Consider the following 24,330-nt stretch of genomic DNA (forward strand, 5'->3'; position numbering starts at 1 on the left):
CGCGCACCGCACAGGCCGATGCTTGACGACCTGTGCAGCCTAGTGTGCCGAGAGTCAGCAAGCCCCCACCCACATGGAGTGGGTGGCTTGTGGCAGGCGACCGGTGGAAGCAACTTTGTTGATCAGTCGGCTCGGTGGGAGCGGGCTTTTCCCGAGTACAAAGTCGGCGTCGATACCGCTAACGCGGCGCAAGCCCGCTCCTGCGCAAGCTACGAGCCTTGCGGTTGGCATTGCGCGCAAAGCAGACGAACAGCGCCGCCATGACCGCCAGCGCCATCGGTAAGCCGTGCGGCGCCACATCCATCGCCGCCCCGCTGACCAGCGGCCCTACCAGGCTACCCACGCCCCACAACAGGCCGACACTGGCGTTGGCCGTGACCAGGTCCTGGCCCTTGAACTGCTGGCCGATAAGCACCAGCGCCAGGGTATACACCCCGCCCGCCACCGCACCGAGCAACACCAGCGCCGGCCACAGCAACCACTGCACCTGCAGCAACCACGGCAGGGCAATGCCGATCAGCATCGCCACCACACCACACACCAGGTGCACCAGGGTGCGCTCGCTGCGGTCCGCCAGCCAACCCAGTGGCAATTGGAACAACATGTCGCCGGTGAGGATCACCGTCACCATCAACGCCGCCACCCCCACGGCAAATCCGTGGCTGGAGGCATACACCGGCATCAATGAAAGGATCACCGCATCGAAGAAGGAGAAGAACAGCACCCCCATGCACAGCGCCGGCGCGACCCGAAAAAAGCCCGCCAACGAGAAGCTCTTCTCGCCCTCCTCGCCATGCTCCACGTGATCGTTGGGCACCGTCAGCAGGATGCACAGCAACGCCAGGCCGTAGCAGGCCGTGACCACGGCGGTCACCCAGGTGCTCTGCGCCCCGACCAGTGCCAGCATCGCCGGGCCGAGCATCTGGAAGCCAGTGAAGGCCGTGGCATACAGCGCCATGATCTTGCCGCGGTTGTGCTCCGGGCTCAGTTCATTGACCCACGACTCGCCAAGGATGATCGCAATGCCCATGCCGATCCCCAGCCCCAGGCGCAGCAGGCCGAGCAGGTAGATCGATGAGAACGCCCACTCCAGCAGGCCGATGCTCAAGGTGCACAAGCCAAAGCACAGCAGGTAGATGGTGCGTCGGGTCAGGTGCCGGCAGCAGGCATCGACCATGAATGCCGATAGCATCATCCCCGCTGCCGGGATGGCCGAGAGGACACCGATCTGCAGGGTACTGGCGCCGGCTTCGAGCAGACGCAGCGACACCAGCGGCAGGCTTGCCCCAAGGCTGAAACCGACCACCGACACGGCGAACAACAGGCCCGCCAGAAAACGCTTGTTCATCACAACTCCACCCACTCGCGCGGGAGCGACATCGCCCCGGCCGTGGTTAACCACAACCCATGAAATATTCAGGTGCACACAGGCCAGGCCACGGCAAGACGCCGGGCGCACAACAGCCTTGTCAGAGGACGTGACAGGGTGGGGAGAAGGTGAAGGCGAACAGCACGCTGCGCCGACGCTTGAGAACGGTATCGCTCGGCCAATCGCAGCAGCGGGTCAGGATGACCGGCTGGCAGAATGGGCAAGGGAGGCTGGAGCGATTCATTCGTCGGCTACGCAGTAAAGGACGGGCGGCACTCTAGGAGAACCCATGCCACCCGTCAATAGCCCGTGCTTGAGCCTTCAGCGCTTGCCGGTAGACGGCAGCAGGATCGCCAGCAGGCCAAACAGCGGCAGGTAGGAACACAGGCTGTAGACGTATTCGATGCCCTTGAGGTCGGCCAGGTAACCCAGCAGCGCCGCACCGATACCGCCAAAACCGAACATCAGCCCGAAGAAAATCCCGGCGATCATGCCGACATTGCCCGGCACCAGTTCCTGCGCATACACCACGATGGCCGAGAACGCCGAGGCCAGGATGAAGCCGATGATCACGCTCAGCACGCTGGTCCAGAACAGGTCCACATGAGGCAGCAGCAACGTGAACGGCGCCACGCCCAGGATCGAGAACCAGATCACCGCCTTGCGCCCGATACGGTCACCGATCGGTCCGCCAAAGAAGGTGCCGGCCGCCACTGCGCCCAGGAACAGGAACAGGTGCAACTGCGAGCTACCCACCGACAGGTCGAACTTCTCGATCAGGTAGAAGGTGAAGTAGCTGGTGAAGCTGGCCATGTAGAAGTACTTGGAAAACACCAGCAGGCCCAGAACCACCAACGCCCCGATCACCCGCTGGCGCGACAGGCCGTGGGTGGCGCGCTGGCCCTGCTTGGCCCTGAACAGGTTCAGGTGCTCCTTGTACCAGCGGCTCAGGCCGTAGGTGACCAGCACGGCGAAGATCGCGAACAGGCCGAACCACACCACGTTACCCTGGCCGAAGGGAATGATGATCGCCGCCGCGAGCAACGGGCCGAACGCCGAGCCTGCGTTACCGCCCACCTGGAAGGTCGACTGTGCCAGCCCGAAGCGCCCGCCCGAGGCCAGGCGCGCAATGCGTGAGGTTTCCGGGTGGAAGGTCGAGGAGCCAATCCCCACCAGCGCCGCCGCCAGCAGGATCATCGGGAAGCTGCCGACATAGGCCAGCATCACGATCCCCACCAGGGTGCATAGCGTGCCCAGTGGCAGCAGGTTCGGCATCGGTTTGCGGTCGGTGTAGAACCCTACCCACGGCTGCAGCAGCGAGGCGGTGATCTGGAATGTCAGGGTGATCATGCCCACCTGAGCGAAGCTCAACCCGTAGTTGGCCTTGAGCAACGGGTAGATCGACGGCAGCACCGCCTGGATCAGGTCGTTGATCAAATGCGCCAGGGCGCAGGCGGCGATGATCCGCATCACCAGCGGGCTGCTCTGGGCAGTCGTGGTGCTGGCGGGGGAAGTTGACGAGGCACTGCTCACAGCCATGGCAAAAGCGTCCATCCGGTAGGCGGGATCCAATTATCCAGAATTCGTTAGCAAGCGCACTATTCTTTTCCACCGCACCCGACCGGCGTACTTGTTAATAATTCTCAATAACGTTAGCATCGGCGAACTCTGCAATCCCACTACCCCGCCTGCCCCGAGGCCGCGTACGCCATGCCCGACAACCAGGATCAACGCAACCTGTCGCTGCTCTACCAGCGGCATCGCAGCGAATTGCTGGCGTTCCTCACCCGCCGGGTGCGTTGCCGGGAAACGGCCCTGGACCTGCTTCAAGATGCCTTCGTGCGGCTGATGCACAGCGAGCGTGGCGAGGTGGGCAACCTGCGTGCCTTCCTCTACCGCATCGCCAACAACCTGAGCATCGACCATGCCCGACGTTCGCAGGTGCGCGGCGTCAATGACGAGCAGGCGCTGCAGCTGCTGCTCAATGAAACCTCACCGGAGCGCAGCGCGGTGGCCGGCAATACCCTCGACCACCTGGAGCGCCTGATCGACGGCCTGCCCTCGCCGACCCGCGAGGTGTTTCTGCTGGCCCGGGTCGAACAGCTGAGCTACAAGGACATCGCCGCGCGCCTGGGGCTGGACCCGCGTGCCGTCGAGCGTCACCTGAACAAGGCCCTGAGCCATTGCGCCGCGGCTGCACTTCATGCCCAACACAAAGATGTCTCGCCATGAACCCATTGCCAGAATCAACGCCAACGATTGAACCGGACGACCGGCAACAGCAAGCCCTGGACTGGTTTACCCGACTGCGCGCCGACGACTTGAGCGCCGCCGAGCAGCAGGCTTTTGCGCAGTGGCGCCTGACGCCGGAAAACACCCTCGCCTTTGCCGAGGTCGAATTGTTCTGGCAACAGCTGGAGTTGCCGGCCCGACGGGTGCGCCGCGCGGAGTACCGACCGGCCAAACGCCCTTGGCGACGCCTGGCGGTGGCCGCGTGCGTCATACTGGTAAGTGGCCTGCTGGTGCTGCAGCTACCCACCCTGCAGCGCCTGAACAGCGACTACGCCACCTCTGCCGGCGAACGCCGCCACCTGCGCCTGGCCGATGGCACGTTGCTGGTGCTCGACAGCGCCAGCGCCGTGGATGTCGATCTACGCGGCCCGGTACGCAAGGTCCGCCTGGTTCAGGGGCAACTGTTCCTCGATGTGACTCACGATGGCCGGCCGTTTGTGGTCGATGTCGATGACACACAGGTCCAGGTGCTGGGTACCCGTTTTTCGGTCAGTCGCGCCAAGGATCACGACGAAGTGGTGTTGCTCAAGGGCAAGGTCGAAGTCAGCGGCAATGGCCAGAAGCGCATGCTCGACCCCGGTCAGCGCGTGACCTTCAACAGTCAGCGCCTGGCCCCGGTCCAGGCTGTGGATGCCGAACGCTTGATGGCCTGGCGCGATGGGCAACTGCGGGTTCGCGAGGTGCCCCTGCACCAGGTGCTCGAGCAACTGGCCGGTTATCAGGGCGCTCGCCTGGTGCTGCTCGATGAACAAGTGGGACGGCGATTGGTCAGTGGCAGCTTCAACCTCGACAAGGCCGACAGCGCCCTCGACGCCCTGGCCCACAGCCAGAACCTGAGAATCAACAACCTGGCAGGGCAATTGATCATCGTGCGCTGAGGGTCCTGAAAATAATTTTTCACGGCGTGCGGTAATTCCAAAAGCTGCTGCGTCACACCTCGGATAAGAAGCATTACTATTTGCATTCTCCGGGGAGGACACATGCAGTACCCACGCGATTTCGGTTTTGTCCGTTTACCACTGGCCAGCGCCATCCTTGCAACCACACTGCTCTCGACACTGCCGCTGGCCGCCCAGGCAGCACAACCTGGCACCGCACAGGGCCAGGCCCAGCGCCTGCTTTTCAACATCAAGGCGCAACCGCTGGCCGATGCCCTGGACCAGTTCAGCGCCCAGAGCGGCTTGCAGGTCATCTACGATGCCAGCCAACTGGCTGGCCGCACCTCGCCCGGCGTACACGGCAAACTGAGCCCCAGCGAAGCGCTCCAGGCCCTGACCGCCGGTAGCAATGCCCGCTTCAGCCAGCCCAACACGGGCAGTTTCGTGATCGACCTGCCCATGGAACCGGGCAATGCCCTGCAACTGGATGCCCTGAGCATTTCCGGCAAGGCGCCGGGCTCCACCACCGAAGGCACCGGGCTGTACACCACCTACTCCTCCAGCAGCTCGACCCGGTTGAACCTCACGCCCCAGGAAACTCCTCAGTCGTTGACGGTCATGACCCGCCAGCGCCTGGACGACCAGCGCCTGACCAACCTCAGCGACACCCTGGAAGCCACCCCCGGGGTCATCGTGGTACGCGACGGCCTGGGCGCCGAGACCGATACCTACTATTCGCGCGGCTTCGTGATCCAGAACTACGAGATCGACGGTGTGCCGACCGTCTCGCGCATGGACAACTACACCCAGAGCATGGCGATGTATGACCGGGTCGAAATCGTGCGCGGCGCCAGCGGCCTGATCAGCGGCATGGGCAACCCGTCGGCGACCATCAACCTGATTCGCAAACGCCCCACCGCCGAAGGCCAGGCCAGCGTCACCGGCGCCGCCGGCAACTGGGATCGGTACGGCACCGGCTTCGATGTGTCCGGGCCGCTGACCGAGACTGGCAACGTCCGCGGTCGCCTGGTGGCCGACTACAAGACCGAAGGCGCCTGGGTTGATCGCTACAAGATGGAAAGCCAGTTGCTCTATGGCATCACCGAGTTCGACCTGAGCGAAGACACCCTGCTGACCCTGGGTTTCAGCTACCAGCGCACCGACGTCGACTCGCCCCTGCGTACCGGCTTGCCCACCCGTTTCAGCACGGGCGAACGCTCGAACCTCAAGCGCTCGATCAACATGGCCCCGACCTGGTCGTACAACGATCACGAACAGACCAGCTTTTTCACCTCCATCGAGCAACAACTGGGCAATGGCTGGAGCGGCAAGGTGGAGTACAGCCATTCCGAGAACCAGTTCGACGAAGTCTTCGGCTTTCTCATGGGCGAGCTGCAACCCGATGGCAGCGGCCTTAGCCAGTTGCCGGTGCGATTCTCCGGCACGCCGCGCCAGGACAACCTCGATGTGTACGTGACCGGGCCGTTCAGCCTGTTCAATCGTGAACACGAGCTGATTGGCGGCGTGACCCTGTCCCGGTACAACGAGAACGTGCCAAGCTGGGGCGGCTGGCGCTACGACTACAACGCGACACCCGGCGCGGCAGTCGAGAACATCTTCGACTGGAACGGCAGACAGCCCGAGCCCGACTGGACCATCAGTGGCAAGTCCTCCATGGAAGAGACCCAGTACGCCGCCTACCTCACTTCACGCCTGCACCTGACCGACGATCTGAACCTGATCCTGGGCAGCCGGGTGATCGACTGGAAGCGCGACACCGAGGATCGCCCGTACGGCGGGGCCACCAGCGAGGTCAATCGCAAGGAGACCGGCGTTTTCATACCTTATGCCGGCGTGGTCTACGACCTCGACGAGACCTGGGCCCTGTACGCCAGCTACACCAAGATCTTCAACCCGCAAGCTTCGTGGGTAACCGATACGAACAATCAGCCGCTCGATCCCATGGAAGGCGTCGGCTATGAAGTCGGCGTCAAGGGCAGTCACTTCGATGGCAAGCTGAACTCGAGCCTGGCGCTGTTCAAGCTCGAACAGGACAACCTGGCGATCTGGCTGCATGACAATGTCTACGAAGCCAAGCAGGACACCACCTCCAAGGGCCTGGAGATGGAGCTCAATGGCGAGTTGGCCGAAGGCTGGCAAGCGTCGGCGGGTTATACCTACACCCTGACCACCGACAACCAGGATGAGCGCATCGCCACCGTGGTGCCGCGCCACAGCCTCAAGACCTTCACCACCTATCGTCTGCCAGGCATGCTCGACAAAGTGACCGTGGGAGGCGGGGTGAACTGGCAGAGCAAGGTGGGCCTGGACCTGCACAGCTTCGATCAAGGCAGCTATGCGCTGGTCAACCTGATGGCCCGCTATGACATCAGCAAAAACCTCAGTGCCACCGTCAACCTGAACAACGCCTTTGACCGCGAGTACTTCTCCATGGCGTCCTCCTACGGCAACTACGGTGCGCCACGTAACCTGATGACCACGTTCAAATACGACTTCTGAACCGGTAATCGGCTAAGCGGTTGATCGTGCGTAAAATTTTTTTGAAAGAGGGTGTTGACACAACTTCGTTTCGAGCGAATAATGCGCGCCACTTGGCTACATAGCTCAGTTGGTTAGAGCATAGCATTCATAATGCTGGGGTCCGGGGTTCAAGTCCCTGTGTAGCCACCAAGTACTAAAAAGGGCTTACCGAAAGGTAGGCCCTTTTTTTATGCATGGATTTTTTCGCGGGCAAGCCCGCATACAGCGAGTGGTGGTCATCGAGGTCGTAGACCACCCCGGCATCGGGCGTGACCTCGCCATGAACCTTGACCGAATCATTGGTGTTGAACGTGCGACACTTCAAGGCCGCTGCAAGACAACCCGAGTGATCCAGGGGGTGTAGTGTTCAAGCGTGATGGGCAGGCTGCGCGCCAATAGCCGCAGCGCCCGCTGGCTGTCATCGGCAGGCAGAACCGCGGTGACCTGCAACACCTGCAGGGCCTGGGCGTCGAACAGCAAGTAGCCGTGGTGATTGCGCGCCAGGCGTTCGAGTACCTGGTCCAGGGGTTGCTCGCGCACCAGCAACTGGTGTCGGTCCCAGGCCTGATCGAGGGCCGAACCGTCGATACGCTGCGGCGCTCCCGGCCCTGCCGTATCAAATCGCACCTGCTGGTCGGCCTGAACCCGTTCACGCTTGCCGGCGCTGTCGACCTCGGTACTCGACTCGATCATAGCCAGGCGCGTGGCCTGGGGCAGTCGCTCGACGACAAAGCGGGTACCCAGTGCGCGAATGCTGCCGTGCTCGGTCAAGACCCGGAACGGTCGTGCGGCATCCTTGGCCACATCCACCCGGATCTCCCCCTGGATCAGCCGCACGGTGCGGGTCCGGGCGTCGAACTGCAAATCTACCGCCGTACGGCCATCGAGGCTGATGCGGCTGCCATCGGGCAGCTGTTCGGTGCGCCACTGGCCCGTGCTGGTACGGATGTCGGCCAACAGGTAGGACGGCGGAAACTGCTGCAACGCCAGCCCCACGGGCAACAGCATCAGCGCCGCCAGGGCCAGCGCCTTCAGCGGCTGGCGCCCGGCACGACGCCTGGCAATGCTCTCGAGTGCCACCCGGGCGGGTTCGCGCGGCAGGCCCTTCAATGCCGACAGGCTACCCTGAAGTCGCTCGATGGCCTCCACATGCTCGGGATCTGCTTCAAGCCAGGCCCGAAACGCATTGCGCTCGTTGGCATCCACCTCGCCATCCAGGCGCACCAGCCATTCGGCCGCCTCTTGCAGCACGCGGGATGTGGAGGACTTGTTCACAGGCAGTCATCCGCAGCGGCATGGCACTGCAAGAGGGCTTGCATCAGGCAGGTCTGCACGGTCTTGGTCCAGACCCGCAGCCGCTCGGCGATCTCGACGTGCCGGGCGAGTTCCTGGCGATAGGCCTGCCCCAGCCTTTGCCGGCGACCACGGTCGATCAGCAGGCGCCGGGCAATGCTGGAGAGAAACGCCCGTGGCTCACGCGGGGCGACACAGGCACCGGCACCCAGCAGGCGAATGAAGGTTTCCTGGGCCATGTCGGCGGGGGCAGGATGAGAGGCTTTCATGGCGCCGCATTCTGAATAGGAATGATTCTATGTTAAATCCCCTTGGCCGCGACTTGCAATGCACCGCTCAACGCACGCTGGCCATCACCACCGCCACGCCCAGGCCGATCAACGCCACGCCGATCAGCCGGTCGACCAGGATCTGGCGTTCCAGCATGATCCGGCGCAAGCCGTGCGACGAGAAGAACACCGCCACCAGGCTGAACCAGACCCAGTGCGCCGCCGACATGAACAAGCCGTAGCCCAGGCTGCTGAGCAGCGAGCTGCCCGGCTGGACCACCTGCGTGTAGGCACTGACCACGAACAACATGGTCTTGGGGTTCATGGCGTTGGTCAAAAAGCCCGAGCGGAAGGCGGCCAGTACCCCCAGACGGCTCGAGGCATCGCCATCGTCGAGCGAGATCTTCGTCGTGTTGGTCAGCGACTTGTAGCCCAGGTATACCAGGTACCCCGCCCCCACCACCTTCATCGCCATGAACAGCGCCGGCGTCTGGCTGATGATCACGGCGATGCCGAACACGGTGTACAGCACATGGACCTGCACGCCCAGGGCAATACCCAGGGCGGCCGACAGCCCGGCACGTCGGCCAAAGGCATAGCTGCTGCGGGTAACCATGGCAAAGTCGGCGCCGGGGCTGATCACCGCCAGGATGGTGAATAGGGCGACGGCAATGAGTTCATTCACGTGGAGCTCCTCGATCTGCTAGGCAATTGCACAGATAACGCTGTGCGCCTGCATTATCGAAAGCTTCGTAACGGGGCAAAAGCGATTTATAGTGCGTGAAATCCGCTAGTTTTTCTCACAGATATGAAACTGCCCGCGCTCGCTGCCTTTCGCTACTTCGACGTCGCAGCCCAAACCCAGAGCTTCGTGCGCACCGCCGAACTGCTCAACGTCACCCATGGCGCGGTCAGCCGCCAGGTGCGCCTGCTGGAAGAATCACTGGGCGTGCAACTGTTCGAGCGGCGCAACCGGGCGATCTTTCTGACTGCCGCCGGACGCACCTTGCACGGCACCACCCAGTCGATCTTCGAGCAACTGGAAGGCACCGTGTACCGCTTGCAGCAACAAGCGCGGGAAAACGTGCTGGTGTTGTCGTGTGAACCGACCATCGCAATGAAATGGCTGATTCCACGGCTGCCGGCCTTCCATGCCGCCCACCCGGACATTCATCTGCACCTGGTGGCGGCAGGCGGGCCTATCGACTTTTCGCGCAGCGGTGTCGACCTGGCCTTGCGCCGCGATGACTTTCGCTGGGATGCCGACCTGCACAGCCTGAAAATCTGCGATGAGTGGGTGGGACCGGTGTGCAGCGTCAACCTGCCGCTGCCCCATGACAACCTCGATGGCCAGCGCCTGCTGCACAGCGCCTCACGCCCCGGGGCCTGGAATACCTGGCTGCGCCTGAGTGGCGAGTCGGCCAACGGCGCCAGTCGTATCGACTACGAGCACTTCTACCTGTGCATCCAGGCGGCCGTGGCGGGCCTGGGGGTGGCGATGGCGTCGTTTCTGATGGTCCAGGATGAAATCGACAGCGGCCAGCTGCAGGCACCGCGCAGCTTCGTGCAGGATCAATCGGCGTACTTCCTGCTGTGCCCGCAACCGATCCTCGCCGACGACACCTGCCAGCGCTTTGCGCAGTGGGTCAGCGAACAGGCACAGGCCTGCCTGGCTCACTTGCTCTGAGCTTTGCCCGCCACTGGCAAGGCGCAGAACGAGGAGCTGGCAGCGAAATCACTGCCCCAGGTGCGAAACCCCGCCGTGTCGATATGAATCCGACCCGAAGGGTAACGGCCCAGGCCCATGTTCCAGGCCTTGCCGTGGGTTTGCCAGAAGGTGCACAGCGGTGTGGGATCGGTCCAGCGTGGCAGCAATACATCCACGGCAAAGGCCCGCGTATGGGCACTGGCCACGGCGCCCCCGGCGCAGCGATTGAGCTGCGGGTCGCGGTAGGCCGAAACCACTTCGAACTGCCGCAAGATGCCTTGATCGCCCAATGTCTTGAGCAATCGCACCGTGGAACGCACCGCCGGCCACTGGCTGGCGGGGGCGACGGCAAAGGGTTCGGCGTGGCACAGGCGCCAGTCGCTGGCCGAGCGCAGCAATTGGTAGATCGGCACCACGCCATACAGGCGCGCATCCACCAGCATTTCGCGAAAGGCGCGGGTTTCATGGTCGCCAGCCCATTGCGCGAACATGTACAGGTCGCGCGTGTCGGCCTGGGCGCTGCACAGCCCCGCCAGTAAAACCCCCGTACCGATACCGACCTTGCTCACATTCACCATCCCTTTCCCCCTCCTCTCCCTGACATTCCGTTGTAGGAACGGGCTTGGCCTGCGATAGCGTCGTCCGGGCCGACACTATCACGGGGCAAGTCGAGACGTCGCAACGCCACGCCTGCGGCGATCAGTCCTGCGGGCGCAGGCGGTATTGCGGCGGTAGCTGGTCCAGGCCGCTGATGGTCGCGTTCAGGCTCTTCCAGCGGCCGTCCTTGATGCCATAGATGCACCCATGGATCGACAGGCTCTGGCCACGGTGCCAGGCATTCTGGACGATGGTGGTATGGCCGACGTTAGCCACCTGCTGAATCACATTGAGTTCGCACAAACGGTCGACACGTTCCTCTTCGGTGGGCAACTTGCCCAGCTCCACCCGGTTCTCGTAGTAGAGGTCGCGAATCGAGCGCAGCCAGCCATCGATCAGGCCCAGCTGGCGGTCCTGCATCGAGGCCCGCACACCGCCGCAGCCATAGTGACCGGTCACCAAAATGTGCTTCACCTTGAGCACATCCACCGCGTACTGGATTACCGACAGGCAATTGAGGTCGGTGTGCAGGACTACGTTGGCCACGTTGCGGTGGACGAACAGGTCGCCCGGCAGCATGCCGACGATCTCGTTGGCCGGCACACGGGCATCGGAACAGCCAATCCAGAGAAACTCCGGGGTCTGCTGGCGGGCAAGCTTGGCGAAGAAATCCGGGTCTTCCTGCTTGATTGCATCAGCCCAACGCGCGTTGTTATCAATCAGTTCTTGTAGATCGTGCATGTTCAAGCCTCATGGTTGATGCGCATCTTGTGACAGGCATGACCCCGTTCAGGTCACGCCTTTGAATCTTCCCGCCAGTGCCCGGTCCACCCAAAGACAGGCACCCGCAGGAGAATAGCTCCCATGAACGATTCAAGACGCCCGCCCCACGCCCCGGAACCCGCGCCGATCGACACCACCGAAGACCGCATGGGCTCGATCGAGAGCCTGGACTTCGACGATGATACGCCCAGCGAAAAGATCGGCGACCTGATTCCCGATCGGGAGCGCGAGCGACTGATGCCCGTCGAGCGGGTCCGCGAAGCCGGCTTGACCGGCGCCTCAAGCGACGACCACGAACCCACCGACGATGACCTGAGCCCGGAAATCCTCATTCATGAAGATGGTGCCCGCTCGGCCACCGAAAGCGGCGAAGACAACCCCGCCGACTGGGACTTGAGCCTGGTCGATGAAGATGACATCGGTGGTGGCAACGGCCTGGATGAAGCCGAGCTTGCCCGGCATGACCCGCTCGATGGCAAGCCAGAACGCTGAAGGGTTATTCGAACAGGGTGCAGGCCATCACCAGCGCGTCTTCACGGCCACCGGCAATCGGGTAGTAGTCGCGCCGACGGCCGATTTCGTTGAAGCCGTAGCGCTCGTACAGGCGGTAGGCCGACTGGTTGCTGGCACGCACTTCGAGGAAGCACTCGCGACCGTTGAGCGCGTAGGCGCGCTTCATCAGCTCTTCCAGCAGGCGCAGCCCCAGGCCACGGCCCTGGCTTTCAGGCTTGATGGTGATATTGAGCAGGTGGGCTTCGTCGATGATCACGTTGATCACCCCATGCCCCACTTGCTGCTCGCCTTCGAACATCAGCCAGATTTCATAGGACTTGAGCCCGTCGAGGAAAATCCCGCGGGTCCAGGGGTGGCTGAAGGCGGCGTATTCGATCTTCAGTACGGCATCCAGATCCGCCTCGGTCATCCGGCGGAAGCTGATCGTGTCACTCATCGCTTGGTTTCCAGCGCGCCATCAGCCGGCGCATGGCTTGCCAGACGTCCGCCTTGCGCTGCGGCTCGTCCATCAACAGTTCGAGGCCAGGCAAGGCCCAGGCAGTGCCCAGGCCCTCGACCGGCAGCTCGCGGTAATAACTTTCGGCATCCGCCTCGCCGGCAAAACGCACGGCAGGCAGGCCGACCAGCCACAGGCAGACACAGGGCGCTTCCTCGAGCCGGGCCTGGATAAAGCCCTGGACGAAATCGGTGGCCGCCTGCGGCCCCTGGTCGAGATTGCCACGTACCAGCAACGGCCAACGCACCGGCTCTCCGATGATCTGCGGGCTATCGGGCAAACCGGCGGCGCGCAGCATGTCCTTGAGCAGCAGGTAGGACGGGTCGCGGCTCTGGAACGCCTCGCCGGTAGCCAGCTCTACCAGCAGCAGGCAGTTGCCGGCACGCAGCAGCTGCAGGGCAAAGCGCGGTGGCGGTACCGGTGCGGGGCGCACTGCAGCGGATGCCTTTCCGGCCTCCTCCACTGGCTTGCTGGCCACTTTTGGCGTGCTGCCGGGGCGCGGGATCTCGATCTTCGGTCGCTCGCCCGTGCGCGCTACCGGTGCGCTTGGCGCCACGGCAACCGCCGCAGGCGCCTGCACCTGTGGCTCGAACACCGGCTCGTCCAGCGGCGCCACCGGCTGCAACAGGTGCGCACGCGACGGCGCGGCGAACGGCAGTTCGGCACGGGGCAGCCAGTGCACCACTTGCATGGCGTTGAGGTAAGCGCGGCGGCGGGACTCGATTAACAAGAAGGGTCGGCCATCTGTGGATAAGTCAGGGGCGACATTCTAACGTTGTTCGCCGCGCCGCGCCGCTGTTGATCGGCACAAATCCGCCGGGATGCGGCGCGAATCGATCAGGGGGTGAATCGACAGGCACCTGATGCAGTACAATCGGCGCTTTTATTTGGCAACGAGTCGACCCGCCAATGATCGAACCCAAGCGCGTCCTGCGCGCCCTAGCCGAACACTGGGCCTTGCTTGAGCCGTTGTGCGAGCGCTTCGACGGAGGCACCTTGAGCCTCGGCGAACTGCGCCAGCAATTGGCCAGCCAGCAGTTGGAGAGCACGCCCCAGGACATCACCAGCCTGCTCGACGTCTGGATTCGCCTCGATATCCTGGTGCCGGTGGCCAAGAGCCCCAACCGATTCGAGCTCAACGCGCAGATCCACGACTTCCTCGCCTACCTGCGTCGCGAACACCGCCTGGGCCTGTGCCTTGAGATCGAAGCCTACCTGCGCCACCTCGAGCGTTTGGCCGGGCACATCCAGGATGCCTTCGAGATTCGTGACAGCAACGACCTGGCCCGCCAGTTGCGCCTGCTCGACATGCGCGTACGCGACGTCCTTAAAAAACTCGACAACGACGAACAGGCCCTGGTCGCCGTGGCCGAACGGGCCAAGACCAGCGACCGCCAGATCCCGCTGCGTCAACGCTACGCAGAGGTCCTGGCGACCTGGGACGAATACGTCGAGCCGATGATCCAGCTGGTCAATGCCGACGGCGCCTTCGAACAAGGCGTGCGCAAGGTCGAAACCGTGCTGCTGCGCCTGCTGGGCGAACAGGCCCGCCTTGGTCACCTGGTCGACGACGACATGCTCTTGCGCACCCACGCGCGCATTCTCGAAATGCAGACCAGCGCCCAGCTGACCCTGCGCCATGCCCGCGAACTGCTGCTGCCGCTGCGTGAAGAAGCGCGCCGCCACAACGCCGTGACCCGCGGCGCCGCCCTTGCCCTGTCGGTGATCCGTCGCAAGGGCCTGGACGCCGTCCCGCAGGCGGCCATGCCGTTGTTCACCCGCCCGCAAAGCACCTTCCTGGGCAGCGCCAGCCAGGTCGAAGCCTACGTCTATGCCCTGGCCCGCTTCGAGCCCAAGCCCGCGCAATTTCCCAAGGCCCACAAGAGCAATCGCGGCGACAGCCCGAAGGCGCCGCGCACGGTCAAGGAAATGCTCCAGCGCTGCGAAAGCGCCCTGCCCCTGCCCGACCTGATGGTCTGGCTGCTGGACCAGGAGCCAGACGGCGCAACCGACGAATTGCTGTACTGGTTCTCGCGCCTGTCGCGGGAAAAACGCTTTGCCCGCGAGCGCCTCGAGCGCCGCGAATACACCACCCGCGAACACCTGGTCAGCCTGCGTTCCTTCGCCCTGACATCCAGCCGCGAATCATCGCCTGAACCAACTGCGAGCCCTGCCCATGCATCTTGATCTTTCCGAACTGTCCCAGCTCGCACCGATCTTCCGCGAGCTGTTCAAGGGCTTTCACATCAGTCGCCGCGATCCGGAACTGTACGGCCAGTTGTCGAACTTCCAGGACCAGTACCGCGGCCTGTTCAAGGCCCTGGGCTTTGAGCTGGTGTGCGACACCCGTGGTTTCTACTACTTCGTCCCCGACCAGGCCGCTGCCCAGGTCAACAAGACGGCCCAGCGCCTGTCGCTGTTCACCTTCATCCTGGTAGAACACCTGGCGGACCAGGGCCGCGACCCGATGTCGGTGCTCGACGGCGGCAGCCTTGGCCGCGACGAGCTGCCGTCGATGCTGGAGAAGTACCGCGACCTGTTCATCCAGGCCGAAGTGCAGACCCCGGACGAGCTGGAAGAAAAGATCATGCGCCGCATGACCCAGCTGGGCTTTGCCCACGAAGAGAACGGTATCTACCGCTTCCTGCCGCCGATGCACCGCTTCCTCGACGTGTGCCTGTCGGTGCAGCAGGACCGCGACCTGGCCGCCAGCCTGCACAGTGCCCTGCCGCTGCCGACGCCGGTGCTGGTCGAAGAACAAAGCCCCGAAGCGCTGAACCGCACCGACGATCCGCTCGACCTGAGCCCGTTCGAAGAAAGTGAAGAAGACGCCTTGGCCCGCGCCATCGCCGAAGAGCAACAGGAGATTGACGCATGAGCCAGGAACGCTACGGCATTCGCCGCTTTGCATTGCTCAACACCGCCGGCTACAGCCTGGGCCTGTTCCCGCTGGAACACCCGCTGTCGGTCTACGGCGCCAACAACCTGGGCAAGTCGGCCTCGATCAACGCCCTGCAGTTCCCGATCCTGGCGCGCATGTCGGACATGAGCTTCGGCAAGTACAGCCTGGAGCAATCCCGGCGCTTCTACTTTGCCAGCGACACCAGCTACATCCTCTGCGAGGTCAACCTGCCCCACGGCCCGCATGTGATCGGCGTGGTCGGTCGTGGCCCGGGGGGCGGTTTCGGTCATCAGTTCTTTGCCTATGCCGGCGAACTGGACCTGGCCCACTACCAGAAGAACGACACCTGCCTGCGCCAGAAGGAGCTGTTCAGCAATCTCGAGCGCAACGGGATCAAGGCCTACGAACTCAAGCCTGACGAACTGCGTCGCCTGCTGGTCGGGGGGCACACCTCGATCCCGCTGGACCTGACCCTGATCCCGCTGCGCTCCACCAGCGAGCAGAGCCTGAAGACTTTCCGCGCGCTGTTCATCAACCTGCTGCACATGCGCGAGATCACCGCCGCCAAGCTCAAGCAGCTGTTCCTCGATGCCTTCGAGCACAGCCTGCGCTCGGGCAGCGTCGACTACATCGCCGCCTGCGAAGAGGCCTTCCGCGACGTGCGCCGCATGGAGCAGGACTACAACTCCCTGGTCGCCGCCGGCCCCCTGGTCGAGGCCCTGGCCAACGGTGTGGCCCAGCGCGACATCCTGCGCGGCAAGCTGCATCGCCTGTCGCCACTGCTCGACTCGCTGCTGGGCACCTGGCAGGACTACGCCAGCGCCCGCAAGGAAGAGCTGGTGATCCAGGCCGAGCACTACAAGAACGAACAGGACAGCCTGCAGAACGACCAGCGCGGCGGTACCCAGGAGCTGATGCGCCTGGAGCGCGAGATCACCGGTATCCAGCGCTGGCTCGGCGAGCTGTCGGTGCTCAAGCACCGCTTCGCTCTGGTCGATGACGTCAAGGTGCTGGAACAGCAACTACTGGCCGCCAAAGACGCCCACGACGAATTGGCCGGAGCCCTGGCCCAGTCGCGCCAGTTCAGCGCCGAAGACCTCGAAGAGCGCCTGCGCGACCTGGAAAAACGCCTCAAGTCGGTCAAGCAGCAGCTCGACCATGCCGACAACAACAGCTACGCCCGCCTGCGCGAAGAGTTCTCCCAGCAGGATGTCGAGCGCCTGATGCGCCTGTTCAACGGTGCGCTGTTCAGCCTGCCACTGGGTGAGCGCGGCATCGAGCTGGACGACAGCGACCTGTGGGTCAAATCCCTGGAAGCGGTGCTCGACGGCTTCAAGGGCGAGCGCTTCGAGGCCCCGGGCCTGTCCATCGACCTCTCGCACATCGAGCCGCCGGCCCTGCAGGCCCTGGCCGACCGCGCCGCCTTGCGCGACCAGAAGGAGCGCCTGGAAAAAGAGCTCAAGCAGCTCAAGACCCAGCAAGCCGTGGCCGCCGACCGCGCCGCGAGCAAGACCCAGACCGAAACCCTGTACCAGCAGGTACTGGACGCGCAAAAGGCCCTGGAAGACTTCCGTCGCACCCAGACGCTGTCGGCCGAGGAAGGCGACAAGCTTGAACAGCTGGCGCAAATGGAAGCCGCCCAGGACGAACTCAAGCGCTCCAGCGACGCCTTCACCGAACGCGTCCAGCAACTGTCGGCCAAGCTGCAACTGGTCGGCCGGCAGATCGCCGACATGGAGGCCAAGCAGCGCACCCTCGACGACGCCCTGCGCCGTCGCCAGTTGCTGCCTGCCGACCTGCCGTTCGGTACGCCGTTCATGGAGCCGGTGGACGACAGCATGGACAACCTGCTGCCACTGCTCAACGACTACCAGGACAGCTGGCAGGGCCTGCTGCGGGTCGATGGCCAGATCGAGGCGCTGTACGCCCAGGTACGCCTCAAGGGCGTGGCCAAGTTCGACAGCGAAGACGACATGGAGCGCCGCCTGCAACTGCTGATCAACGCGTATGCGCACCGCACCGACGAAGCCCTGACCCTGGGCAAGGCGCGCCGCGCAGCGGTCACCGACATTGCCCGGACCTTGCGCAACATCCGCAGCGACTACGACAGCCTCGAGCACCAGCTGGCGCTGTTCAACCGCGAGATCAACAAGCGCCAGGTGTCCAACCTCGAAAGCTTCCGCATCGTGCTGGCACCGAACAAGGAAGCGCTCAAGCACATCGACCAGATCATCCACAGCGCCGGTCAGTACGAAGAAGGCGAGACCCTGTCGGTGTTCGACCTGAGCGCCAGCGCCGAGCAGGACAACAAGAACGAAGAAGCCAAGGAGTACCTGGCACGACTGGTAGCGGCCAACCACAACCAGCTGGGCCTCAAGGACCTGTTCGAACTGGCATTCGAGATCACCAAGGTCAACGGTCAGCCGGTGATCCACACCGACATCGACGGCGCGGCGTCCAACGGCACCACCATGACCATCAAGGCGCTGACCAACATGTACTTGTTGCTGCACCTGATGGACCGCGACCTGGCTGGTCGTGTACGCCTGCCCTACTACCTGGACGAGGCCGCCGACATCGACGAACGCAACCAGGCGGCCTTGCTGGAAACCAGCCTGCAGCTGGGCTTCGTACCGATTCTGGCGAGCGTGAAGCCGCAGGTCTCTGCGCATGTCGCCATCGACCTGGAAGGCGGCAGCGGGCCGAACGGGATCTATATCGACGAGGCGGACTGGAAGTTCATCAGCCGCCTGGATGAGGTCAAGGCGGTGCTACGCGAAGAAGAGGAAGAGGCTTCGGCCTGACGTTGCTGCGGGGGCCTTTACCGGCCCCATCGCTGGCAAGCCATCTCCCACAGGGATTGCAATGGTCCTTCTGGGAGCTGGCTTGCCAGCGATGAAATCAACCCAGGGTTACTGCGCCCACGGCAGGATCGGAATCGCCGTCACCGCATTCTGCGGGCTGCCTTCGATCAAGCGGTCGGAGTACACGAGGTAAACCAACGTGTTGCGCTTCTTGTCCAGGAAGCGCACCACCTGCATGGTCTTGAACACCAGCGAGGTGCGCTCCTTGAACACCTCGTCACCGTCCTTGAGCTGCTCCTTGAAGCGAATCGGCCCAACCTGGCGACAGGCAATGGAGGCTTCGGCACGGTCCTCGGCCAGGCCCAGGCCGCCCTTCACGCCGCCCGTCTTGGCGCGGGACAGGTAGCAGGTCACCCCCTCGACCTTCGGGTCGTCGAAGGCTTCGACGACAATGCGATCGTTTGGCCCGACGAACTTGAACACGGTCGACACCTGGCCGATTTCCTCGGCCGCCGCCACTGCCGGCAATGCCAGCAGCGCCGCTGCAATTATCCCTTTGAACACAGTTGTTTCCTCAGACCAAAATCAGGTTGTCGCGATGGACCAGTTCCGGCTCGGCAATGTAGCCCAGCAGGCTCTCGATGGCCTCGGAGGATTGGCCGATGATCTTCTGTGCTTCCAGGGCGCTGTAGTTGGCAAGGCCACGGGCGACTTCGATACCGTCCGGGCCGACGCAGACGACCATCTCGCCACGGCGGAAGCTCCCCTGCACGGTTTTCACACCGACCGGCAACAGGCTCTTGTTGGCCTGGCGCAGGGCCTGTACGGCACCGGCATCGAGCACCAGGGTGCCACGGGTCTGCAGGTGCCCGGCCAGCCACTGCTTGCGCGCGGCCAGCATGCCGCGCTCGGGCGACAACAGGGTACCCAGGCGTTCGCCGGCCTTGAGGCGATCCAGCACGCGCTCCAGACGACCACCGACGATGATGGTATGGGCACCGGAACGGGCAGCCAGGCGCGCGGCACGCAGCTTGGTCTGCATGCCGCCACGACCCAGGGCGCCACCGGTGCCGCCAGCCACTGCATCCAGGCTCGGATCGTCGGCGCGGGCCTCGTAGATCAGTTGGGCATCGGGGTTGTTGCGCGGGTCGGCATCGAACATGCCGTCACGGTCGGTGAGGATCACCAGCAGGTCGGCTTCGACCAGGTTGGCCACCAGGGCGGCCAGGGTGTCGTTGTCACCGAAACGGATCTCGTCGGTCACCACGGTGTCGTTCTCGTTGATCACCGGCACCACGCCCAGTTCCACCAGCGTGCGCAAGGTGCTGCGCGCGTTGAGGTAGCGCTTGCGGTCCGACAGGTCGTCGTGGGTCAGGAGAATCTGTGCAGTGTGCTTGTCATGCTCGGCAAAGCTCGACTCCCAGGCTTGCACCAGGCCCATCTGGCCGATCGAGGCCGCCGCTTGCAGCTCATTCATGGCACTGGGTCGCTTGGACCAGCCCAGGCGGCTCATCCCGGCGGCAACCGCCCCGGACGATACCAGCACCAATTCGACACCCGCCTCGTGCAACGCCACCATCTGCTCGACCCAAACACCCATGGCCGTGCGATCGAGGCCCTTGCCATCTGCTGTCAGCAGGGCACTGCCGATCTTCACTACCCAGCGCTGCGCACCCGTCACCTTGCTCCGCATCTTCTTCCAACCTATAGAGATCTTTAGATACTAAAACGCCGCTCCTGAGAGCGGCGTTTAGTGTACTGCAACGAATCAGTCGCGCACGTAAATGATTTCCGGACCGTCTTCGTCGTCATCATCCCAATCGTCGTCATCGTCGTCGCCGATGTCGTGCACGCTCTTGACGCCGCTGCGGCGCAGGGCGCGCGCGTCGTCCAGGGCCTGCAGCTGGGCACGGGCTTCGTCTTCGATGCGCTGGTCGAGGTCGGCCAGCTCTTCGGCGTAGGCCGGGTCGTTGGCCAGGCGGTCGGCGCGGTCTTCGAGGTAGCGCATGATGTCGCGGCTGAGCTGCTCGGTGCCTTGCTTGGAGATGGCCGAGATCACATAGACCGGACCTTCCCACTGCAGACGCTCGACCACTTCCTTGACCCGCTCGTCACGCTCGTCGTCCATCAGCATGTCGGTCTTGTTCAGCACCAGCCAGCGGTCGCGCTCGGCCAGCGACGGGCTGAAGCGGGTCAGCTCGTTGACGATCACTTCGGCGGCGTCGGCGCTGCTGCTTTCATCCAGCGGCGCGAGGTCGACGAGGTGCAGCAACAGGCGGGTACGGGCCAGGTGCTTGAGGAAGCGGATACCCAGGCCGGCACCGTCGGAGGCGCCTTCAATCAGGCCGGGAATGTCGGCGATGACGAAGCTCTTCCAGCGATCGACACTGACCACGCCCAGGTTCGGCACCAGGGTGGTGAATGGGTAGTCGGCGACTTTTGGCTTGGCGGCCGATACCGAGCGGATGAACGTACTCTTGCCGGCATTCGGCAAGCCCAGCAGGCCGACGTCGGCCAGTACTTTCATTTCCAGCTTCAGGTCACGCTGCTCACCGGGCTTGCCCGGGGTGGTCTGGCGTGGCGCACGGTTGGTACTGGATTTGAAACGGGTGTTGCCCAGGCCGTGCCAGCCGCCCTGGACCACCATCAGCTTCTGGCCAGGCTTGACCAGGTCGCCGATGACTTCCTGGGTGGCGGAGTCGATCACGGTGGTACCGACCGGCACGCGCAGGATCAGGTCGTCGCCCTTCTTGCCGGTGCAGTCGGTGCTGCCGCCATTGGAGCCGCGCTGGGCTTCGAAATGACGGGTGTAGCGGTAGTCGACCAGGGTGTTGAGGTTTTCGTCGGCGACCATGAACACCGAGCCGCCGTCGCCACCGTCACCGCCGTTGGGACCGCCATTCTCGATGAATTTTTCGCGGCGGAAGCTCATGCAACCGTTACCGCCGTCACCGGCTTTGACCCGGATCGATACTTCGTCAACAAACTTCATAAAAACCGCCTCTCGTCAGCTGGACGAGCTGAGTGACACAAAGACATAAGGCTCTTGCAAAAGTGAGCGCGGCGGCCCCCGTCAACGACCGAAACACCAGCGCCGGCAGCCCATACAAACAGCTTTGCAAGAGACTCACCCCACAAACGAAAAAGCCCCGTCGCGAGACAGGGCTTTTCCAGCGTTCGCGCGATTACTCGGCGACAACGCTCACGTAACGACGACCGAAGGCGCCTTTTACTTCGAACTTGATCTTACCCGCGATCTTGGCGAACAGGGTGTGATCCTTGCCCATGCCAACGCCGTAGCCAGCGTGGAATTGGGTGCCGCGCTGACGGACGATGATGTTGCCAGGAATGATAGCCTGGCCGCCATACATCTTCACGCCAAGGCGTTTGGCTTCTGAGTCGCGACCGTTACGGGTACTACCACCAGCTTTTTTGTGTGCCATGGTTCAATTCTCCAGAAATGGATTCAGGCGATTAAGCCGAAATACCGGTGATCTTGATTTCGGTGAACCACTGGCGGTGGCCCATACGCTTCATGTGGTGCTTACGGCGGCGGAACTTGATGATGCGCACTTTGTCGTGACGACCTTGCGAGATCACTTCAGCAACAACCTTGGCACCAGCAACGACTGGAGCGCCGATGTTCACGTCGTCGCCATTGGCAACCAACAGAACGCGGTCGAAAGTCACGGATTCGCCAGTGGCGACTTCCAGTTTTTCGATTTTCAGGTATTCACCTTCGGCGACTTTGTACTGCTTGCCACCGGTAACAATTACTGCGTACATGGTATTTCTCCGATAATCCTGCTCACCCAGCTCTTTATAGGAAGAGTATTGGCTGGCATGGCTGCATAGGGCTGGAACGGCCCAGTGCAATTGCGTAAGGCAGGTGCTGCCCAGGAAGTTCAGGGTGCGCGATTGTACGCAAGCCGCCCGCCCCTTGCAAGTCCCGCCCCGGGCCCGCCGGGACCGCGCCTTGACAGGCCGGGACCCGCGACCTAGCATGCCGCGCAACCTTTATGGAGCACCTGTGGCCGATGCAACCCCAAGCTTTCTACCGCGCGGTAGCGGACGACTTCAGCGCCGTTGACGAGATTATCAAGAAACAGCTGACTTCGCGTGTACCGCTGGTATCGAAAATCGGCGACTACATTACTTCGGCCGGCGGCAAGCGCCTGCGCCCTCTGCTGGTGCTGCTGTGCGGCAAGGCACTGGGTCGCGAAGGCGACGACCTGCGCCTGCTGGCCGCCACCATCGAGTTCCTGCACACCGCCACCCTGCTGCACGACGACGTGGTCGACATGTCGGGCATGCGCCGTGGCCGCTCCACTGCCAATGCCCTGTGGGGCAATGCGCCGAGCGTACTGGTGGGCGACTTCCTCTATTCGCGCTCGTTCGAGATGATGGTCGAGCTGGGCTCGATGCCGGTCATGCAGATCCTGTCCAAGGCCACCCGGGTCATCGCCGAAGGCGAAGTCCTGCAGCTGTCCAAGGTCCGCGACGCCAGCACCACCGAAGAAGTCTACATGGACGTCATCCGCGGCAAGACCGCGATGCTGTTCGAGGCCTCGACCCACAGCGCCGCGGCCCTGGCCCAGGCCACCCATGAGCAGAGCGAAGCCCTGCGTACCTTTGGCGACCACCTGGGCGTGGCCTTCCAACTGGTCGACGACCTGCTCGACTACAAGGGCGATGCGCAAACCCTGGGCAAGAACGTCGGTGACGACCTGGCCGAAGGCAAGCCGACCCTGCCGCTGATCTACACCATGCGCGAAGGTACTGCCGAACAGGCCGCACTGGTTCGCCAGGCGATCCAGAAAGGCGGCATCGAGGACCTGGAGAGCATCCGCGCCGCTGTCGAAGCCTCCGGCTCCCTCGACTACACCGCCCAGCTGGCCCGCGACTACGTGGCCCGCGCCATCGCCTGCCTGGATGTACTGCCAGCCAGCGAGTACCGCGATGCCCTGGTGGAGCTGAGCGAATTCGCTGTCGCCCGCACCCACTGATCCTTCCCGGGGCCCATCGTCCGATGGGCCCGATTAGCCTCTGACGGATAAAACCCTATACAATGTAGGCTTTGTACCTGTACGTCTTGAGGAACCCTAGTGAGCACTTTGCCACCCTGCCCAAAATGCAACTCCGAATACACCTACGAAGACGGCACCCAGCTGATCTGCCCCGAGTGCGCCCACGAGTGGTCTGCCGCCGGTGACGCCGAGGCAGTGAGCGATGAAGCGGTCAAGAAGGATTCGGTGGGCAACGTCCTGCAGGACGGCGACACCATTACCGTGATCAAGGACCTGAAGGTCAAGGGTACCTCGCTGGTCGTCAAGGTCGGTACCAAGGTCAAGAACATCCGCCTGTGCGATGGCGACCATGACATCGACTGCAAGATCGACGGCATCGGCCCGATGAAGCTCAAGTCCGAGTTCGTCCGCAAGGTCTGATCCCCGTGTGATTTCGGGGCTGGGCTCCAGCCTCGAAGCACATCGCAAGCACACCCCGGCAACTTTCTGCCAATAGGCACTTGCTATTTTGATAATAAGAATTATTCTCATTGGACGCTTCCAAGGAGAATAGCCATGACTTATCTGATAGACGCCTGGCTTGACCGCCCCCATCCGTACCTGCGCATCCTGCACCGGGAAACCGGCGAGGTCTGTGCCGTGCTTGAAGAAGAAGCACTGGACGAACTGCGTGACCAGGGTGACCTGGATCTCAATGGTCTGAATTCGAGTGAGCCGATCGTGCTCAAGGAACTGGTGAGGAACCTGTTCCTGTTCTGCTATGCCCGGGCGTTGCGCCCTGGGGGTGGAACGGAGTGGAATTGATAGACAACATCGCGGGGCAAGCCCGCTCCTGCTGGAGCGAGGTTGCCCCGCGAT

25 protein-coding genes and 1 tRNA gene are annotated in these 24,330 nt (G+C 63.2%); 12 read left to right on the forward strand and 14 right to left on the reverse strand.

All coding sequences use genetic code 11. The features are described 5' to 3' along the window. Positions 1–178: 178 nt before the first annotated feature. Together NPS58_RS25215 and NPS58_RS25220 are read right to left on the reverse strand one after the other, a co-directional pair. The gene (locus NPS58_RS25215; protein WP_274117965.1) at positions 179–1,348 is read right to left on the reverse strand and encodes an MFS transporter; all 1,170 of its coding nucleotides are present in this window, start codon (positions 1,346–1,348) and stop codon (positions 179–181) included. A 342-nt stretch (positions 1,349–1,690) separates the two neighbouring features. Then, entirely contained in the window at positions 1,691–2,908 is a 1,218-nt protein-coding gene (locus tag NPS58_RS25220; RefSeq protein WP_274117966.1) for an MFS transporter, read from the reverse strand. A gap of 171 nt (positions 2,909–3,079) precedes the next feature. Between NPS58_RS25220 and NPS58_RS25225 the strand changes: the two genes are divergently transcribed. The 4 genes from NPS58_RS25225 (at position 3,080) to NPS58_RS25240 (ending at position 7,230) form a co-directional block, all read left to right on the forward strand. Further along, positions 3,080–3,601: an RNA polymerase sigma factor gene (locus NPS58_RS25225; protein WP_274117967.1), complete on the forward strand. Its 522-nt coding sequence runs from the start codon at positions 3,080–3,082 to the stop codon at positions 3,599–3,601. Continuing rightward, entirely contained in the window at positions 3,598–4,539 is a 942-nt protein-coding gene (locus NPS58_RS25230) for a FecR family protein (protein ID WP_274117968.1), read from the forward strand. The genes NPS58_RS25225 and NPS58_RS25230 overlap by 4 nt, the downstream gene beginning before the upstream one ends. Before the next feature lie 102 nt (positions 4,540–4,641). Further along, positions 4,642–7,059: a TonB-dependent siderophore receptor gene (locus tag NPS58_RS25235; protein ID WP_274117969.1), complete on the forward strand. Its 2,418-nt coding sequence runs from the start codon at positions 4,642–4,644 to the stop codon at positions 7,057–7,059. Positions 7,060–7,153: 94 nt separating this feature from the next. Next, positions 7,154–7,230 (forward strand) — tRNA-Met (locus NPS58_RS25240). Between the two features lie 171 nt (positions 7,231–7,401). On the opposite strand, the gene NPS58_RS25245 is transcribed toward NPS58_RS25240, so the two are convergent. From NPS58_RS25245 to NPS58_RS25255, 3 genes are all read right to left on the reverse strand, one after another. Continuing rightward, positions 7,402–8,355, reverse strand: coding sequence for a FecR family protein (locus NPS58_RS25245; protein ID WP_274117970.1), 954 nt, complete (start codon positions 8,353–8,355; stop codon positions 7,402–7,404). Continuing rightward, on the reverse strand, positions 8,352–8,642 hold the full coding sequence (locus NPS58_RS25250) for a sigma factor (RefSeq protein ID WP_274117971.1): 291 nt from the start codon (positions 8,640–8,642) through the stop codon (positions 8,352–8,354). Before NPS58_RS25250 ends, NPS58_RS25245 begins: the two co-directional genes overlap by 4 nt. A gap of 67 nt (positions 8,643–8,709) precedes the next feature. Next, entirely contained in the window at positions 8,710–9,327 is a 618-nt protein-coding gene (locus NPS58_RS25255; RefSeq protein WP_274117972.1) for a LysE family translocator, read from the reverse strand. Between the two features lie 123 nt (positions 9,328–9,450). Between NPS58_RS25255 and NPS58_RS25260 the strand changes: the two genes are divergently transcribed. Then, entirely contained in the window at positions 9,451–10,329 is an 879-nt protein-coding gene (locus tag NPS58_RS25260; RefSeq protein ID WP_274117973.1) for a LysR substrate-binding domain-containing protein, read from the forward strand. Here the strand turns inward: NPS58_RS25260 and NPS58_RS25265 are convergent. Both NPS58_RS25265 and can read right to left on the reverse strand, forming a co-directional pair. Beyond that, positions 10,317–10,928: a D-Ala-D-Ala carboxypeptidase family metallohydrolase gene (locus NPS58_RS25265; RefSeq protein ID WP_274117974.1), complete on the reverse strand. Its 612-nt coding sequence runs from the start codon at positions 10,926–10,928 to the stop codon at positions 10,317–10,319. The two genes, NPS58_RS25260 and NPS58_RS25265, sit on opposite strands and share 13 nt — an antisense overlap. A gap of 121 nt (positions 10,929–11,049) precedes the next feature. After that, complete coding sequence (can, locus tag NPS58_RS25270; protein ID WP_028944059.1) at positions 11,050–11,688, reverse strand: carbonate dehydratase; 639 nt, start codon at positions 11,686–11,688, stop codon at positions 11,050–11,052. Between the two features lie 123 nt (positions 11,689–11,811). On the opposite strand from can, the gene NPS58_RS25275 reads away from it, so the two are divergent. Beyond that, the gene (locus tag NPS58_RS25275; protein ID WP_274117975.1) at positions 11,812–12,222 is read left to right on the forward strand and encodes a serine kinase/phosphatase; all 411 of its coding nucleotides are present in this window, start codon (positions 11,812–11,814) and stop codon (positions 12,220–12,222) included. A gap of 4 nt (positions 12,223–12,226) precedes the next feature. Here NPS58_RS25275 and rimI read toward each other — a convergent pair whose 3' ends face one another. Beyond that, positions 12,227–12,679 (reverse strand): ribosomal protein S18-alanine N-acetyltransferase, encoded by a 453-nt coding sequence (gene rimI, locus NPS58_RS25280; RefSeq protein ID WP_274117976.1) that lies wholly within the window; start codon positions 12,677–12,679, stop codon positions 12,227–12,229. Beyond that, a complete protein-coding gene (locus tag NPS58_RS25285; protein ID WP_274117977.1) occupies positions 12,672–13,469 on the reverse strand; it encodes an energy transducer TonB in 798 nt (265 codons plus the stop codon). Before NPS58_RS25285 ends, rimI begins: the two co-directional genes overlap by 8 nt. Before the next feature lie 179 nt (positions 13,470–13,648). Here NPS58_RS25285 and mksB point away from each other — a divergent pair, with 179 nt between their 5' ends. The 3 genes from mksB to mksF are packed head-to-tail and all read left to right on the forward strand — an operon-like array spanning position 13,649 to position 18,445. Continuing rightward, positions 13,649–14,926, forward strand: coding sequence for an Mks condensin complex protein MksB (mksB, locus tag NPS58_RS25290; RefSeq protein ID WP_274117978.1), 1,278 nt, complete (start codon positions 13,649–13,651; stop codon positions 14,924–14,926). Then, positions 14,916–15,617, forward strand: a complete 702-nt coding sequence (gene mksE / locus NPS58_RS25295) for an Mks condensin complex protein MksE (protein ID WP_274117979.1) — start codon at positions 14,916–14,918, stop codon at positions 15,615–15,617. Before mksB ends, mksE begins: the two co-directional genes overlap by 11 nt. Continuing rightward, positions 15,614–18,445, forward strand: a complete 2,832-nt coding sequence (mksF, locus tag NPS58_RS25300) for an Mks condensin complex protein MksF (RefSeq protein WP_274117980.1) — start codon at positions 15,614–15,616, stop codon at positions 18,443–18,445. The genes mksE and mksF overlap by 4 nt, the downstream gene beginning before the upstream one ends. A 108-nt stretch (positions 18,446–18,553) precedes the next feature. On the opposite strand, the gene NPS58_RS25305 is transcribed toward mksF, so the two are convergent. The 5 genes from NPS58_RS25305 to rplU all read right to left on the reverse strand — a co-directional run bounded on the left by NPS58_RS25305 (position 18,554) and on the right by rplU (position 22,231). Beyond that, a complete protein-coding gene (locus NPS58_RS25305; RefSeq protein ID WP_274117981.1) occupies positions 18,554–19,009 on the reverse strand; it encodes a CreA family protein in 456 nt (151 codons plus the stop codon). 10 nt (positions 19,010–19,019) lie between these two features. Continuing rightward, a complete protein-coding gene (gene proB, locus NPS58_RS25310; protein WP_274117982.1) occupies positions 19,020–20,138 on the reverse strand; it encodes a glutamate 5-kinase in 1,119 nt (372 codons plus the stop codon). A gap of 75 nt (positions 20,139–20,213) precedes the next feature. Next, positions 20,214–21,437 carry an Obg family GTPase CgtA gene (gene cgtA, locus NPS58_RS25315; protein ID WP_045187980.1) on the reverse strand — a complete coding sequence of 408 codons (1,224 nt, stop codon included), beginning with the start codon at positions 21,435–21,437 and terminating at the stop codon, positions 20,214–20,216. 193 nt (positions 21,438–21,630) lie between these two features. Beyond that, positions 21,631–21,888: a 50S ribosomal protein L27 gene (gene rpmA, locus NPS58_RS25320; RefSeq protein WP_010225698.1), complete on the reverse strand. Its 258-nt coding sequence runs from the start codon at positions 21,886–21,888 to the stop codon at positions 21,631–21,633. A 31-nt stretch (positions 21,889–21,919) separates the two neighbouring features. Then, complete coding sequence (gene rplU / locus NPS58_RS25325) at positions 21,920–22,231, reverse strand: 50S ribosomal protein L21 (RefSeq protein WP_038614793.1); 312 nt, start codon at positions 22,229–22,231, stop codon at positions 21,920–21,922. Between the two features lie 251 nt (positions 22,232–22,482). Between rplU and NPS58_RS25330 the strand changes: the two genes are divergently transcribed. The 3 genes from NPS58_RS25330 (at position 22,483) to NPS58_RS25340 (ending at position 24,276) form a co-directional block, all read left to right on the forward strand. Then, positions 22,483–23,451, forward strand: a complete 969-nt coding sequence (locus NPS58_RS25330; RefSeq protein ID WP_274117983.1) for a polyprenyl synthetase family protein — start codon at positions 22,483–22,485, stop codon at positions 23,449–23,451. A gap of 99 nt (positions 23,452–23,550) precedes the next feature. After that, positions 23,551–23,892 carry a zinc ribbon domain-containing protein YjdM gene (locus tag NPS58_RS25335; RefSeq protein ID WP_028944048.1) on the forward strand — a complete coding sequence of 114 codons (342 nt, stop codon included), beginning with the start codon at positions 23,551–23,553 and terminating at the stop codon, positions 23,890–23,892. Between the two features lie 135 nt (positions 23,893–24,027). Continuing rightward, positions 24,028–24,276 carry a hypothetical protein gene (locus NPS58_RS25340; RefSeq protein WP_028944047.1) on the forward strand — a complete coding sequence of 83 codons (249 nt, stop codon included), beginning with the start codon at positions 24,028–24,030 and terminating at the stop codon, positions 24,274–24,276. Positions 24,277–24,330: the final 54 nt, after the last annotated feature.

This window comes from Pseudomonas putida (assembly GCF_028682455.1).
GTDB classification, from domain to species: Bacteria; Pseudomonadota; Gammaproteobacteria; order Pseudomonadales; family Pseudomonadaceae; genus Aquipseudomonas; species Aquipseudomonas putida_AA.

Excerpts from the sequence above, each read along its gene's own strand:
- NPS58_RS25215 (WP_274117965.1), bottom strand. The coding sequence starts at position 1,348 with ATGAACAAGCGTTTTCTGGCGGGCCTGTTGTTCGCCGTGTCGGTGGTC.
- NPS58_RS25220 (WP_274117966.1), bottom strand. The coding sequence starts at position 2,908 with ATGGCTGTGAGCAGTGCCTCGTCAACTTCCCCCGCCAGCACCACGACT.
- NPS58_RS25225 (WP_274117967.1), top strand. The coding sequence starts at position 3,080 with ATGCCCGACAACCAGGATCAACGCAACCTGTCGCTGCTCTACCAGCGG.
- NPS58_RS25230 (WP_274117968.1), top strand. The coding sequence starts at position 3,598 with ATGAACCCATTGCCAGAATCAACGCCAACGATTGAACCGGACGACCGG.
- NPS58_RS25235 (WP_274117969.1), top strand. The coding sequence starts at position 4,642 with ATGCAGTACCCACGCGATTTCGGTTTTGTCCGTTTACCACTGGCCAGC.
- NPS58_RS25250 (WP_274117971.1), bottom strand. The coding sequence starts at position 8,642 with ATGAAAGCCTCTCATCCTGCCCCCGCCGACATGGCCCAGGAAACCTTC.
- NPS58_RS25260 (WP_274117973.1), top strand. The coding sequence starts at position 9,451 with ATGAAACTGCCCGCGCTCGCTGCCTTTCGCTACTTCGACGTCGCAGCC.
- NPS58_RS25265 (WP_274117974.1), bottom strand. The coding sequence starts at position 10,928 with ATGGTGAATGTGAGCAAGGTCGGTATCGGTACGGGGGTTTTACTGGCG.
- can (WP_028944059.1), bottom strand. The coding sequence starts at position 11,688 with ATGCACGATCTACAAGAACTGATTGATAACAACGCGCGTTGGGCTGAT.
- NPS58_RS25275 (WP_274117975.1), top strand. The coding sequence starts at position 11,812 with ATGAACGATTCAAGACGCCCGCCCCACGCCCCGGAACCCGCGCCGATC.
- rimI (WP_274117976.1), bottom strand. The coding sequence starts at position 12,679 with ATGAGTGACACGATCAGCTTCCGCCGGATGACCGAGGCGGATCTGGAT.
- mksB (WP_274117978.1), top strand. The coding sequence starts at position 13,649 with ATGATCGAACCCAAGCGCGTCCTGCGCGCCCTAGCCGAACACTGGGCC.
- mksE (WP_274117979.1), top strand. The coding sequence starts at position 14,916 with ATGCATCTTGATCTTTCCGAACTGTCCCAGCTCGCACCGATCTTCCGC.
- mksF (WP_274117980.1), top strand. The coding sequence starts at position 15,614 with ATGAGCCAGGAACGCTACGGCATTCGCCGCTTTGCATTGCTCAACACC.
- proB (WP_274117982.1), bottom strand. The coding sequence starts at position 20,138 with ATGCGGAGCAAGGTGACGGGTGCGCAGCGCTGGGTAGTGAAGATCGGC.
- cgtA (WP_045187980.1), bottom strand. The coding sequence starts at position 21,437 with ATGAAGTTTGTTGACGAAGTATCGATCCGGGTCAAAGCCGGTGACGGC.
- rpmA (WP_010225698.1), bottom strand. The coding sequence starts at position 21,888 with ATGGCACACAAAAAAGCTGGTGGTAGTACCCGTAACGGTCGCGACTCA.
- rplU (WP_038614793.1), bottom strand. The coding sequence starts at position 22,231 with ATGTACGCAGTAATTGTTACCGGTGGCAAGCAGTACAAAGTCGCCGAA.
- NPS58_RS25330 (WP_274117983.1), top strand. The coding sequence starts at position 22,483 with ATGCAACCCCAAGCTTTCTACCGCGCGGTAGCGGACGACTTCAGCGCC.
- NPS58_RS25340 (WP_028944047.1), top strand. The coding sequence starts at position 24,028 with ATGACTTATCTGATAGACGCCTGGCTTGACCGCCCCCATCCGTACCTG.